The organism is Streptomyces longisporoflavus, from assembly GCF_014649775.1.
GTDB lineage: Bacteria > Actinomycetota > Actinomycetes > Streptomycetales > Streptomycetaceae > Streptomyces > Streptomyces longisporoflavus.
Genome location: NZ_BMTR01000047.1, coordinates 1 through 14,651, shown reverse-complemented (window position 1 = coordinate 14,651; position 14,651 = coordinate 1). Strand labels below are relative to the sequence as shown.

6 protein-coding genes and 1 tRNA gene are annotated in these 14,651 nt (G+C 68.9%); 1 reads left to right on the top strand and 6 read right to left on the bottom strand.

The annotated features are described in order from the left end of the window. Positions 1-108: 108 nt before the first annotated feature. From IE226_RS40895 to IE226_RS40880, 4 genes are all read right to left on the bottom strand, one after another. Positions 109-1,011, bottom strand: coding sequence for a helix-turn-helix domain-containing protein (locus IE226_RS40895; RefSeq protein ID WP_190086599.1), 903 nt, complete (start codon positions 1,009-1,011; stop codon positions 109-111). Positions 1,012-1,223: 212 nt separating this feature from the next. Next, positions 1,224-4,043, bottom strand: a complete 2,820-nt coding sequence (locus IE226_RS40890) for a DNA translocase FtsK (protein WP_373307110.1) — start codon at positions 4,041-4,043, stop codon at positions 1,224-1,226. A gap of 137 nt (positions 4,044-4,180) precedes the next feature. Next, a complete protein-coding gene (locus IE226_RS40885; RefSeq protein WP_190086597.1) occupies positions 4,181-4,864 on the bottom strand; it encodes a response regulator in 684 nt (227 codons plus the stop codon). Positions 4,865-5,108: 244 nt separating this feature from the next. Then, positions 5,109-10,622: a HAMP domain-containing hybrid sensor histidine kinase/response regulator gene (locus IE226_RS40880; protein WP_190086596.1), complete on the bottom strand. Its 5,514-nt coding sequence runs from the start codon at positions 10,620-10,622 to the stop codon at positions 5,109-5,111. A gap of 273 nt (positions 10,623-10,895) precedes the next feature. Here IE226_RS40880 and IE226_RS40875 point away from each other — a divergent pair, with 273 nt between their 5' ends. Further along, positions 10,896-13,559, top strand: a complete 2,664-nt coding sequence (locus IE226_RS40875; RefSeq protein WP_229871894.1) for a SpoIIE family protein phosphatase — start codon at positions 10,896-10,898, stop codon at positions 13,557-13,559. 100 nt (positions 13,560-13,659) lie between these two features. On the opposite strand, the gene IE226_RS40870 is transcribed toward IE226_RS40875, so the two are convergent. After that, a tRNA-Thr gene (locus tag IE226_RS40870) sits at positions 13,660-13,732 on the bottom strand. Between the two features lie 86 nt (positions 13,733-13,818). Beyond that, positions 13,819-14,481: a DegT/DnrJ/EryC1/StrS family aminotransferase gene (locus IE226_RS40865; protein WP_190086594.1), complete on the bottom strand. Its 663-nt coding sequence runs from the start codon at positions 14,479-14,481 to the stop codon at positions 13,819-13,821. Between the last annotated feature and the right edge of the window lie 170 nt (positions 14,482-14,651).

Here is a 14,651-nt window from a genome sequence, read left to right as displayed (position 1 = left end):
CTCTCAAGACTACTTTGTCCCTGCCCGGGCCCCCGCCGCGAGGGTCCGGGCCCCGACTCCCGGGGCGCACACGGCGCTCGTACCGGGTCGTGTCGTGTCGTGCCGGACTCAGCCGACCTCGGGGTCTCCCTTGGTGTACGTCAGCCGCTCGACCTGACCGGGATCGAACTCGTTTTCGACCGCCTTGCCGTTCACGAACAGTGCGATCGCGCCCGCGTCGCCGAGCACGAGGTCGATCTTCTGCTTGTCCTGGAAGGTCTTCGACTTGCCCTCTTCGAGGACGCCGTCGAAGAGCGTGCGGCCGTTGTGGTCCTTGGCCGAGATCCAGCTGCGCCCGTCCGGGGCGCTGACCTTGACCGTGACCTTGTCCTTCGGGGCGCCGGCGATGGCGCTGTCCGACGGGTCCGGCTTCGGGTCGGCGGGCTTGTCGGGCACCGGCTTCGTGGCGGGCTTGCTGGTGGCGGGCGATGCGCCCTCGGCCTGCGACTTCGCCCCGCCGGTGTCCTCGTCGCCACCGCTGAACGCGGTGAAGCCGACGAAGCCGATGACGGCGACGATCGCGGCGACCATGGCCGCCGTCCAGTTGGGACGGCGCGGTTCGGACCTGATGCGCTCGGCCTCGAAGAGCGGCGCCGCCGGAGTGGGCGCGGGCGGCCGGCCACCGTGCGCCTTGTCGTACTGGGCCAGCAGAAGGGCGGGATCGACCCCCACGGCGCGTGCGAGCGTCCGGATGTGGCCGCGGGCGTAGACGTCGCCGCCGCAGCGGGAGAAGTCGTCCTGTTCGATCGCGTGCACGATCGGGACGCGCACCCGGGTGGACGCGCTGATCTCGTCGACGGTCTGGCCCGAGTCGATACGCGCCCGCTGCAGCGTGCGCCCGATCGAGGGCTCCTCGACTGCCGGGGTCTCGGCTGCCGCAAGGTCCTCGGCGAGCCGATCGTCGGTGTGCCGGTCGTCTGTGGGTCGGTGGTCTGAAGGGCGGTCGTCTTCAGGGGAGTTGCCGATGGACACGGGGGCGCCTTTCGAGCGTGTAGCCACCTGCCGGAGGTTCAGTCTAGGGGCGTTCGGAAAAGGTGGGGCAACCGGGCGACGGACTTTGTACGCCATCGGAATGGCCGGACACCCCGCCGTCGGGACGGCCGGACATCCTGTGCTGGGTACATGGTGCGGTCTCTCCCCTCAACTTGACGTATGCCGAGGGGAAACGGTTGCCTGCCGCACCCTTATGGGTGAGCCTCCCCGCGGATCACCGCGAGCACGCCATCCAGCTCGTCGGGTTTCACAAGAACGTCACGAGCCTTGGAACCCTCGCTGGGGCCCACGATGCCGCGCGACTCCATGAGGTCCATCAGCCGCCCGGCCTTCGCGAAGCCGACGCGCAGCTTTCGCTGGAGCATCGACGTGGACCCGAACTGCGTGGAAACCACCAGCTCAGCGGCCTGGCAGAGCAGGTCGAGGTCATCGCCGATGTCCTCGTCGATCTCCTTCTTCTGCTTGGTGCTCACGGTGACGTCGTCCCGGAAGACGGGCGCCATCTGGTCCTTGCAGTGCTGGACGACCGCCTGGATCTCCTCTTCGGTGACGAAGGCGCCCTGCATTCGGGTGGGCTTGTTCGCCCCCATCGGCAGGAAGAGCCCGTCACCCTTGCCGATCAGCTTCTCGGCACCCGGCTGGTCGAGGATGACGCGGCTGTCGGCGAGCGAAGAGGTCGCGAAAGCGAGCCGTGAGGGCACGTTCGCCTTGATCAGACCGGTCACGACGTCCACGGACGGCCGCTGCGTGGCGAGCACCAGGTGGATGCCCGCCGCACGCGCGAGCTGCGTGATGCGCACGATCGAGTCCTCGACGTCGCGCGGGGCGACCATCATCAGGTCGGCGAGCTCGTCGACGATCACAAGGAGGTACGGGTACGGGGTGAGCTCCCGCTCGCTGCCCTCGGGCGTCTTGAGCTTGCCCTCGCGGACGGCCTGGTTGAAGTCGTCGATGTGCCGGTAGCCGAAGGCCGCGAGGTCGTCGTAGCGCAGGTCCATCTCGCGTACGACCCACTGGAGCGCCTCGGCGGCCCGCTTGGGGTTGGTGATGATCGGCGTGATCAGGTGCGGAATGCCCTCGTACGCCGTGAGCTCGACGCGCTTGGGGTCGACGAGGACCATCCGTACGTCCTCGGGCGTCGCCCGCATCATGATCGACGTGATCAGGCAGTTGATGCAGGACGACTTGCCGGAGCCGGTGGCACCGGCGACCAGGATGTGCGGCATCTTCGCCATGTTGGCCATCACGAAGCCGCCCTCGACGTCCTTGCCGAGCGCGACCAGCATCGGGTGATCGTCCTCGGCCGCGTCCGCGAGGCGCAGCACGTCGCCGACGTTGACCATCTCGCGGTCGGAGTTCGGGATCTCGATGCCGACCGCGGACTTGCCGGGGATGGGGCTGATGATGCGGACATCGGGACTGGCGACCGCGTACGCGATGTTCTTGGCCAGAGCGGTGATCTTCTCGACCTTCACGGCCGGGCCGAGCTCGATCTCGTACCGCGTGACCGTCGGGCCCCTTGTGAAGCCGGTGACGTCCGCGTCGACCTTGAACTCGCTGAACACATTGCTGAGCGAGGCCACGACGGCATCGTTGGCAGCGCTGCGGGACTTGCCGGGGCCACCGCGCTCGAGCAGGTCGAGCGAGGGCAGCGCGTACGTGATGTCGCCGGCGAACTGCAGCTGCTCGGCGCGCGGGGGAAGGTCCCGCGGCTTGTTCGAGGGCGACTTGGTCAGGTCCGGCACCGCCGAGTCGGACGAGCCGTCGGACTCGCCGGGCTTCTTGCGCCGCACGCCGGGCGGCGGGCTGTCGGTGGCGCGCGCGGGGCTGTCGTCGGCGCGCGAAGGGCTGTCGGTGGCGCGCGCGGTCGGCACCGGCGCCGAGCTCTCCGCGGGCTTCTGGTCGCGCTCCCCGGAGACGCCCTGCGTGAGATCGGCGACCAGCGGCGAAGGCGGCATGCCGTTCATGACGGCGCCGTCCAGCGCGGCGGCAGCGGCGGCGGCCACGTCCACCGCGTCCATCGGCCGGTCGAGCGACGGCTGCGAGGACGCCCTGCGGGGCCTGCGCCGCCGGGTGAGCGCCTCCTCCTCGGCCTGATCCGGGTCATAGGGCCCGGCGGCCGCGGGGCGCCTGCGCGAGCGCGCCGGCAGCGCCTCGCGCCACTGCTCCTCGTACCGCTCGTCGTCCCCGTAGTCGCCGTAGTCCCCCAGCACCTCTTCGGGCTCCGCCTGGACGATGCCGAGCTTGGTGCCGAGCAGCCGCAGCCGCTGCGGGATGGCGTTGACGGGCGTCGCGGTGACCACGAGCAGCCCGAACACGGTCAGCAGGACGAGCAGCGGTACGGCGAGGACCTCGCCCATGGTGAAGATCAGCGGAGTGGACGTGGCCCAGCCGATGAGGCCGCCCGCGTCCCTTATGGCCGCCATGCCGTCCGCGCGGGCGGGCGAACCGCAGGCGATGTGGACCTGGCCGAGCACGCCGATGACGAGCGCGGACAGGCCGATCACGATGCGGCCGTTCGCCTCGGGCTTCTCTGGGTGCCGGATGAGGCGTACGCCGATGACCGCGAGCAGTATCGGCAGGAGCAGATCGAGACGGCCGAACGCGCCGGTCACCAGCATCTCGACGAGATCGCCCACGGGGCCGCGCAGATTCGACCACGTGCCCGCGGCGACGATCAGCGCGACGCCGAGCAGCAGCAGCGCGACGCCGTCCTTGCGATGCGCCGGGTCGAGTCCCTTGGCGCCTCGCCCTATGCCGCGGAACAGCGCGCCCACGCTGTGCGCGAGACCGAGCCACAGGGCGCGCGCGATGCGGTAGACGCCGCCCGTGGGACTGGGCGCCGGCTTGGGTACGGGCTTCTTCGCCACGGCCTTCTTGGCGGGCGCCTTCTTCGCCGGAGCCTTCTTGGCGGGCGGTTTTTTGGCGGCGGCCTTCTTCGCCGGAGCCTTTGTGGGCGCGGCCGCCTTCTTCGCGGGCGTCTTCTTGGCTGCGGACGGACGTGAGGCCATGGGTCCGAGGTTACCGGTGGAGACCACTGCGGACACGTGTGCCTACTGCTTCACCCGTTTGTGTCGCCCTTGCGGGGGCGGTGAACTGACGGACGTTCACCGCTCCCGGTCCCGCTTCGTCCGGTTTTCGCGCCGGTTCAGTTCTGCGAGGACACCGAAGGCGCGCCGCTGCCGGTGCCCGGCTCCAAGGCGTCAAGAGCCCGCCGAAGGCCGGTGAGTTTGCGTTCGAGATGGGCCGCGGTGGCGACAGCGGCGGCATCCGCCGAGTCGTCGTCCAGCTGTTTCGACAGCGCCTCCGCCTGTTCCTCGACGGCCGCGAGGCGCGCCGAGAGCTCGGCGAGAAGACCCGCGGGCTCCTTGGCGTCGCCCGCCGCGGACTTGCCGCCGCCTTCGAGCTGGAGCCGCAGCAGCGCGGCCTGCTCCCGCAGTTGGCAGTTCTTCATGTACAGCTCGACGAACACCGAGACCTTCGCCCGCAGCACCCACGGATCGAAGGGCTTGGAGATGTAGTCCACCGCACCGGCCGCGTAACCCCGGAAGGTGTGATGCGGTCCGTGGTTGATGGCGGTGAGGAAGATGATCGGGATGTCCCGGGTCCGTTCTCGCCGCTTGATGTGCGCGGCGGTTTCGAAACCGTCCATGCCCGGCATCTGGACGTCCAGCAGAATGACCGCGAAGTCGTCCGTCAGTAGTGCTTTGAGCGCTTCCTCCCCGGACGATGCCCGTACCAGGGTCTGATCGAGCGCAGAGAGGATGGCCTCCAGCGCCAGCAGATTCTCCGGCCGGTCATCGACCAGGAGGATCTTGGCCTTCTGCACCATGGCCCGCCCTCCTCGCCCCGGCGGTACACCGGGCGCCGCCCCAGGGGACGACTCCCTTACGCCGTCCGTCCTTGTGCCGGTCATGGTAGCCGCACCCCGCCTGTCGCCACACCCTGTCACCGCGATGTCACTGTGCACGTAGCAGAAACGCAGTGGGAGACCAGAAGGTTCCCCGTATACCGCGCTTCTACACGGCCTCGGCCACACTCTGTCAGCAACTCCGCGTAATGAAGCCTCTTCTCGGTCACTCCCCTCGCATCCACTGCTCCATCACCGAGAGCAGATGATCCGGGTCGACCGGCTTCGTAACGTAATCGGACGCGCCGGAGTCGATGGCCTTCTCCCGGTCGCCCTTCATGGCCTTCGCGGTGAGCGCGATGATCGGGAGTCCGGCGAACTGCGGCATCCTGCGGATGGCCGTCGTCGTCGCGTACCCGTCCATCTCCGGCATCATGATGTCCATCAGGACGACCGTCACGTCGTCGTGCTGTTCCAGGACCTCGATGCCCTCGCGGCCGTTCTCGGCGTACAGCACCGAGAGCCCGTGCTGCTCCAGGACGCTGGTGAGCGCGAACACATTGCGGATGTCGTCGTCGACGATGAGCACCTTCTCGCCGCCGAACTGGTAGCCGGGACGCGCCACGGGCGACTCCTGCCCCGCGGTCGGCCACTGCTCCTGCGAGCGCGGCTCCTGAGGCTCCCTGGGGCCCTGCCCCGGCAGCACGGGGGGCTGCTCCGAAGAGGCGTGCGCGGCGCGACGACGGCGCCTGAAGAGCGTGCCGGACTCCGGCGTCGCGTCCCCCTGGGGTGGCGTGACGTCCTCGCTCTGCGGCGGCTGCTCGGCCGTGGACGGAGCCTCCTCGAGGGCGGCCCGCGCGACCGTGCCCGGCAGGGGCGCCAGCTGCGTGTAGCCCTGGGGCGGCAGTTCGCTCGGGTGCAGCGGCAAATAGAGCGTGAACGTCGAGCCACGGCCCGGTTCGCTCGCCGCGTGGATCTCTCCGCCGAGAAGACGCGCGATCTCCCGGCTGATGGAGAGCCCGAGTCCCGTACCGCCGTACTTCCTGCTCGTCGTGCCGTCGGCCTGCTTGAACGCCTCGAAGATGACCCGCATCTTGCTGCCGGCGATCCCGATGCCGGTGTCGCTCACCGAGAAGGCGATCAGATCGGCGTCCGCGTCCCGCAGCGAACCGGCCTCCAGGAGCTGTTCCCGGATGGCGTTGGGCACGTCGGCGTTGGCGTGCCGGATCACCAGCTCGACCGCTCCGGAGTCGGTGAACTTCACCGCGTTGGACAGGAGGTTGCGCAGCACCTGAAGGAGGCGCTGCTCGTCCGTGTGCAGCGTCGCGGGCAGCTCCGGAGACACCCGTACGGAGAAGTCGAGCCCCTTCTCGGCGGTCAGCGGCCGGAAAGTGGCCTCTACGTAGTCCACCAGTTGCACCAGGGCGATACGTGTCGGGGAGACGTCCATCTTGCCCGCCTCGACCTTGGAGAGGTCGAGGATGTCGTTGATGAGCTGCAGCAGGTCCGAGCCCGCCCCGTGGATCGTCTCGGCGAACTCCACCTGCTTGGGGGTGAGGTTGGCGTCGGCGTTGTCGGCGAGCAACTTGGCCAGGATCAGCAGGGAGTTGAGCGGCGTACGCAGCTCGTGCGACATGTTCGCCAGGAACTCGGACTTGTAGCGCATCGAGACGGCGAGCTGCTCGGCGCGCTCCTCGAGGACCTGCCTGGCCTCCTCGATCTCGGTGTTCTTGACCTCGATGTCACGGTTCTGCTGGGCAAGGAGCTCGGCCTTCTCCTCCAGTTCGGCGTTCGAGTCCTGCAGCGCCTTCTGCCGGTTCTCCAACTCCGCCGACCGCTCGCGCAGTTGCTCGGTCAGTTCCTGCGACTGCTTGAGCAGCACCTCGGTCTTCGTGTTGACGCTGATGGTGTTGACGCTCGTCGCGATCATCTCGGCGATCTGGCTGAGGAAGTCCTTCTGGATCTGCGTGAACGCCTGGAAGGCGGCCAGTTCGATCACGCCGAGGACGGTTCCTTCGAAGAGCACCGGCAGGACGATGACCTGGGCGGGCGGCGCCTCGCCGAGGCCGGACGCGATCCGCAGATAGCCGGACGGCGCGTTCTCCACGAGGATCGTGCGCCGCTCTTGCGCGGCGGTGCCGATGAGCGTCTCACCGGGCCGGAAAGACGTCGGCATGGAGCCCATGGAGTAGCCGTAACTGCCCATCATCCGCAGTTCGTACGCGTCCTCCTGCTCGGCACCGGGCTCCGCGGCCTCGTCCGTCGGCAGGGCCAGGAAGAAGGCGCCGTGCTGTGCGGAGACCACCGGCGTCAGCTCGCTCATGATCAGCGAGGCGACGTCCTCCAGATCGCGGCGGCCCTGCATCAGACCGGAGATACGGGCCAGGTTGCCCTTGAGCCAGTCCTGTTCCTTGTTGGCCAGGGTGGTGTCGCGGAGGTTGGCGATCATCGAGTTGATGTTGTCCTGGAGAACCTGGATCTCGCCCGCGGCGTCCACGTCGATCTTCAGGTTCAGGTCGCCGCGCGTCACCGCGGTGGCGACCTCGGCGATGGCGCGCACCTGACGGGTCAGGTTTCCGGCCATCTCGTTCACCGATTCGGTGAGGTCGCGCCACGTGCCGTCGACGTCCCGCACCCGCGCCTGACCGCCCAGCTGCCCTTCCGTACCCACCTCGCGGGCCACGCGCGTGACCTGCTCGGCGAAGGACGACAGCTGGTCGACCATCGTGTTGATGGTGGTCTTGAGTTCGAGGATCTCGCCCCGGGCGTCGATGTCGATCTTCTTGGTCAGGTCGCCCTTGGCGATCGCGGTGGTGACCATCGCGATGTTGCGGACCTGGCCGGTGAGGTTGGAGGCCATGCCGTTCACGGACTCCGTCAGGTCCTTCCACGTACCCGAGACTCCCGGTACGCGGGCCTGTCCGCCGAGGATGCCGTCGGTGCCCACCTCGCGGGCCACGCGGGTCACCTCGTCCGCGAACGAACTCAGCGTCTTCACCATCGTGTTGACGGTGTCGGCGAGCTGCGCGACCTCGCCGCGCGCCTCGACGGTGACCTTCTTGGTCAGGTCTCCGTTGGCGACCGCCGCCGCGACCTGGGAGATGTTGCGCACCTGGCCGGTCAGGTTGTTCGCCATCAGGTTGACGTTGTCGCTGAGGTCCTTCCAGGTGCCGGTGACGCCCGGAACCCGCGCCTGGCCACCCAGGTTGCCCTCCGTGCCCACCTCGCGGGCCACGCGGTTGACCTGCTCGGCGAAGTTCGAGAGCTGGTCGACCATCGTGTTCACGGTGGTGACGAGCTCGAGGATCTCGCCCTTCGCGTCGACGGTGATCTTCTTGGACAGGTCGCCCATGGCGACCGCCGTGGTGACCTCGGCGATGTTGCGGACCTGGAGGGTCAGGTTGTTCGCCATGCCGTTCACGGACTGCGTGAGGTCCTTCCAGGTGCCGGAGACACCCTGCACCTCGGCCTGGCCGCCCAGGATGCCGTCGGTGCCCACCTCGCGGGCCACCCGCGTCACCTGCTCGGCGAAGGCCGAGAGCTGGTCCACCATCGTGTTGAGGGTGTTCTTCAGCTCCAGGATTTCCCCGCGCGCGTCCACGTCGATCTTCTGCGACAGGTCACCGCGCGCCACCGCGGTCGCGACCTGCGCGATGTTGCGCACCTGTGCGGTGAGGTTGCCGGCCATGCCGTTAACGGAGTCGGTCAGATCGCGCCACACGCCGGCCACACCGGGCACCTGCGCCTGCCCGCCGAGGCGGCCTTCCGTGCCCACCTCGCGGGCCACCCGGGTCACCTGGTCGGCGAAGGCGGAGAGCTGGTCGACCATCGTGTTGATGGTGTTCTTCAGCTCCAGGATCTCGCCGCGGGCGTCCACGTCGATCTTCTGGGAGAGATCGCCGCGGGCCACCGCGGTGGTGACCTGGGCGATCTGACGTACCTGCGACGTCAGGTTCCCCGCCATGAAGTTGACGGAGTCGGTCAGTTCCTTCCAGGTGCCGCTGACGCCGTCCACGCGCGCCTGACCGCCCAGACGCCCCTCCGTACCCACGTCACGGGCCATCCGCGTGACCTGATCGGCGAAGGACGACAGCTGGTCCACCATCGTGTTCACGGTGTTCTTCAGTTGAAGCATCTCGCCGGAGACGTCGACGGTGACCTTCTGCGACAGGTCGCCGTTCGCGACCGCCGTCGTCACCTGCGCGATGTTGCGGACCTGACCCGTGAGGTTGCGGAAGGCGGTGTTGACCGAGTCCGTCAGGTCCTTCCACGTACCGGCCGCGCCCTGTACCTGCGCCTGGCCGCCCAGCTCGCCCTCGACCCCGATCTCCCGGGCCACCCGCGTCACTTCGGCACCGAAGGCGGAGAGCTGGTCCACCATCGTGTTCACCGTGTTCTTCAGCTCGAGCATCTCGCCCGCCACGTCGACGGTGACCTTCTGCGAGAGATCGCCGTTGGCGACGGCCGTCGTGACCGTCGCGATGTCGCGCACCTGCGTGGTGAGGTTCCGGAAGACCGTGTTCACCGAGTCGGTGAGGTCCTTCCACGTCCCGGCCGCGCCCGGCACGTTCGCCTGGCCGCCCAGCTGTCCCTCGGCGCCGACCTCGTTCGCGACGCGGGTGACCTCGTCCGCGAACGTACGCAGCGTCTCGGTCATCTGGTTGATCGTCTCGGCGAGTTGCGCGACCTCGCCGCGCGCGCTCACCGTGACCTTCTGGGACAGATCGCCATTGGCGACGGCCGTCGTGACCTGGGCGATCCCGCGCACCTGTGCGGTGAGATTGCCGGCCATAAGATTCACCGAGTCGGTGAGGTCCTTCCACACTCCCGCCACACCCGGCACCTGCGCCTGGCCGCCGAGCTCGCCCTCCGTGCCGACCTCACGCGCGACGCGGGTCACCTCGGAGGAGAACGAGGAGAGCTGGTCCACCATCGTGTTGACGGTGTTCTTCAGCTCCAGCATCTCGCCCGCGACGTGAACCGTCACCTTCCGGGACAAGTCACCCTTGGCGACCGCCGTCGTCACGAGAGCAATGTCACGTACCTGCGCGGTGAGGCGGTACGCCATGGTATTCACCGAATCCGTGAGATCCTTCCACGAACCGGACATTCCACGTACCCGCGCCTGGCCGCCCAGCTTGCCCTCGGTGCCCACCTCGCTGGCCACGCGCGTGACCTCGTCGGTGAATGTCGAGAGCTGGTCGACCAGGTTGTTCACCGTCCGGCCGACCTTCAGGAACTCCCCGCGCAGCGGATGGCCGCTGCCCTCGTCCGCCTGCGCCCGCAGCTCCATCCGCTGCTCCAGGTCGCCCTCCGCGACCGCGGAAAGCACCCGCCCGACCTCGGACACGGGGCGTACGAGGTCTTCGACCAGCGCGTTCGACGCGTCGATCGCCGCGGCCCACGAGCCCTCGCTCGCGCCGCTCTCAAGCCGCTCGGTGAGTTTCCCCTCACGCCCGACCATGCGCCGGACGCGCGAGAGCTCACCGGTCAGATGCAGATTCCGGTCGGCCACCTCGTTGAAAACGGCGGCGATCTCGGACATGACGTCGTCACCGGAGACCGTGAGCCGCTTGCGGAAGTTTCCGTCCCGCATGGCCGCGAGCGCCGCGAGCAATCTGTTCAGGGCCGCCGTGTCCACCGACGTAGTCGCCCCGTGGCGCGGTTTGCGCTGTTTGCCAGGGGTCTGTCCGTCTTTCGCACGCGTTTTAGTGCCCCGCGTCGCTGCGCCAGACTCCACTGTGTCCCTCCCGCAAGGGTCGACCGTACTGCTCGGGTTACCTGGGCTCTCTTTAGAAGCTTGCCCAGTGTTTCACCATGGCTGAACCAGGCCATAACAGTTCGGCAGCTTCGCACACCGTTCCGCACACCCTCCGGACGGAAACACTGACGACCGGCATCAGCATGGACGGCGAAGGTAAGTAACCTGGCATCCGGCTGTCCAACCACCTCGGTCCTGCCCGGCCTGGGCGGTGGCACACGTACAAGCGGGCATCGGAGGGGCGGCCGCACCATGGTGGGAGATCTGGGCGTCGATACTCGTACGAGGAGTTCTGTGATCACCGCGCGCGCGGCTGCGACTTTCGACCCCGTCGGGCGTTCCGTCGCGACGGCACGCTCCTTTGTCCGCGACACCCTCCAGGGCTGGGGGTTCACGGACATCGTCGACGACGCCGTCGTCCTCACCAGCGAGCTGGTCACCAACGCCGTCGTGCATGCCGGCACCGCCGCGGACGTCCTCTGTCTGCGCAGCGAGGACGCCGTACGCATCGAGGTCTCCGACCACTATCCGGAACGAGAGATCCCGCTCCAGCAGTCCGCCGTGAACATGGGCAACCCCGACCGCGAGGGCGGTCGCGGCCTCCAGCTGTGCGCGGCGCTCGCCACCCGCTGGGGCGTCGACTACACCCCCACGCAGAAGCAGGTCTGGTTCCAACTCGACCTCCCCGACCGCTCAGTGGGCACCCGCGCCGCCGGCCCCGCCCTCCCGGCCGAGATGCTCCCGCTGACCGACGGCAGAGTCCGCGTCGCCGTCGTCCAGATCGACCGCGTCGGCGCGATCTCCGCCTGGAACGAAGACGCGGAAGAACTCTTCGGATACGCCGCCGAACAGGTCACCGGCAAACCGCTCACCGATCTCGCAGCCTGGCCGCACACCCCTGGCACGAGCACCGGCATCGTGGAGGCGCTCCGCCTCTCCCGCTGGGAGGGCAGCTACGGAATCCGCGGCTCCGACGGCCGCGTGACCCCCGTCTACGCCTCGCACCTGCGCGTCCGCGACGCCGACGGCGAACCCTCCACGGTCTGCCTCCTCGTCCGCGACGACGAGCGCGCCGTCCTGCAGACCCCCCTGCGAGGCCCCGCCCCCGAACCGGGCACGCTCACCGAGGCCCACCCGACCGACCCCTTCGAGGTCTTCATCGGCTCCCCGGCGCCGGACGACCTCGACGGTCTGCTCCAGCGCACGGTCGAGCGCGCCCGCGACATGCTCGACGGCGACGCCGCCTTCCTGCTCCTGGCCACGGACGACGAGACGGAGCTGGAAGTCCGGGCCTCCACAGGCCTTCCGTCGGCCCGTCAGCGCTTCGCCCGCGTCCCCGTGGAAGCGGGCCCCGGCCGGTACGGCTCCGCCCGCATGCCGGCCGTACACGAAGACCTCACGGTCGTCCCCGGCGCAGTCCCGCTCCTCAGCGGCACGGGCATGCGCTCCGTGGTCACCGTCCCCCTGAAGGTCGAAGGCCGCCTCACGGGCTCCCTGGGCGTCGCCGCCGAGTCCCCCGACCGGTACTCGAACGAAGAGGCCCTGCGCCTCCAGTTCGCCGCCGACCGCATCGCCCTCGCCGTCGAGTCCGCGCGCCTCGGCGAGCTCGAGCGCCTGCGCCGCGGCTCACTCTCCTTCCTCGTCGAGGCATCGGACCTCCTCGCCGGCACCCTGGACCGCGACCAGACCCTGGCCCTCATGGCCCAGATGACGGTCCCCACACTCGCCACCTGGTGCGCCGTCTACACGATCGCCGACCAGTCGTCCGAGCCCTACCTCTCGTACGTCCTGCACGAGGACGAGGAGCGCATCGACGGCCTGAAGGCGCTCCTGTCCAAGATCGCCCCTCCCGACCCCGTACCGACCCCCGGAGCCCGCGTCTGGGCCGCTCCCTCGGAAGCGGCCCACCAGGCCGCCCTGCGCACCTCCATGCGCAGCCTCGGCCTCGGTGAGCCTCTGAGCCTCGGCTCGGGCATCGGCACGACACTCTCCACGGCGTCCGCGGTCGGCGGCGAGACGGTCGTCCTGCCCCTGGTCGCCCGGAACCGCGTCATCGGCATGCTCACGCTGGGCAAGCCCTCGGACGAACACTTCCGCCAAGAGATCCTGGAATTGGCCGAAGATCTCTCCCGCCGGGCCGCCCTCGCCCTGGACAACGCCCGCCTGTACTCGGAGCGCATGGCCATCAGCCAGTCCCTCCAGCGCAGCCTGCTGCCGCCGGGGCTCCCGCAGGTACCGGGCGTCGAGGTCGACGTCATCTACCGCGCGGCAGGCGAGGGCAACGAAGTCGGCGGTGACTTCTACGACCTCTTCCCCATCCGCGACGGCGCGTACGGTTTCGCGATCGGCGACGTCTGCGGCACGGGGCCGGAGGCCGCCGCCGTCACCGGCCTGGCCCGCCACGCCCTGCGCCTCCTGGCCCGCGAGGGCTTCGGCGGCCCCGCGGTCCTGGAGCGCCTGAACGCCGCGATCCTCGACGAGGGCGCCCGCAGCCGCTTCCTCACCCTCCTCTACGGGGAGTTGTGGCCACAGGAGGACGGCTCGGCCGTACTGAAGATCGTCTGCGCCGGCCACCCGCTCCCGCTCCGCCTGCGCCAGGACGGAACGGTCGAGCCGTACGCGGAACCGCAGCCGCTGCTCGGCGTCATGGAGGACCTGGAACTCTACGAACAGACGATGACGCTCGACCCCGGCGACGTCCTCCTCTGCGTGACGGACGGAGTCACCGAGCGCCGCGAGGGCACCCGCATGCTCGGCGACGACGGTCTCGCGGACGTCCTCACGACGTGCACGGGTCTCACGGCCGGCGCGGTCGCGGCCCGCATCATGCGGGCGGTGGAGCGCTTCGCGTCGGACGCTCCGTCAGACGACATGGCGATCCTCGCGATGCGGGTCCCCGGCCTTCAAAAGGACTGAGAACCACACCGGCGGGGATCTTCGGACCCCTGGGACCCCCGCCACGGAAACAAAAAAGTCCCCGCCCAACTGGGCGGGGACTTTTCCTTCTTACTCTCTGAGCCCCCAAGCGGAATCGAACCGCTGACCTTCTCCTTACCATGGAGACGCTCTACCGACTGAGCTATAGGGGCCTGTTGCGCTTTCGCGGTTTCCCGCTCGGCAACGGAATAAAGCATACCCCGAACTCACGCCTGATCCGAACCACCGTGCGCCCTCTTCAGAACGCAGGCTGCAACAGCCCGCCGAGCGCATTGCACGCGGATACGACGCGCTGCAGTCCACGCCGGGTCATCGCCGCGTCGACCGGCAGCGCCAGCGTCTCGTCCGCGGCACGCTCGGTCTCCGGGAGGCAGATGTCCCGCCAGAAATCCGACGTGCGGTGAACGGGCGCCTTCACCGGCACCCGGCAGTCAATTCCCTTGGCCCGCACGGCGCGCGCAAAGGCGTCCCGGTCCGGCCGCCCGTTGCCGGGCACACGCACGACGTACTGCTGATAGCTGTGCCCCTCGACGCCGTCCGGGGTGATCACACCGCCAAGCCGCCCGCTGAGATAGGCCGCGTGCGTCCGCCGCCGCGCGAGCTCGTCGTGCGGTGCGTCCGCTTCGCCCTGCTCGAGCACCAGAATCCCGTGCCGCTGCCCGATGCCCCGAAGCCGCCGGACGTCGGCCGGGTGTCCGAAGCGGTGTACGACGGCGACAGCGGCTGTACGGGAGGTCACGACGGCGTTCACCGCGTCAGGATCGAGGCAGTACGTCGCCGGGTCTATGTCCGCGAACACGGGCACGGCCCCGGCCTGGACGACGGCCTCGGCGATCTCGACGTTTCCGTACGCCGGCACGATGACCTCGTCACCGGCGCCGACGCCTGCGGCTCGCAACATGCCAACTGTCCTCATGACTCAGATGCTGGCTGCGGAACGTGAACGGCAAGTGTCGCAAAACAAAAAAGAGCTGGTCCCTGAACCGAAGTTCAGGGACCAGCTCTATCAATAATAGTTCGGCGGCGTCCTACTCTCCCACAGGGTCCCCCCTGCAGTACCATCGGCGCTGT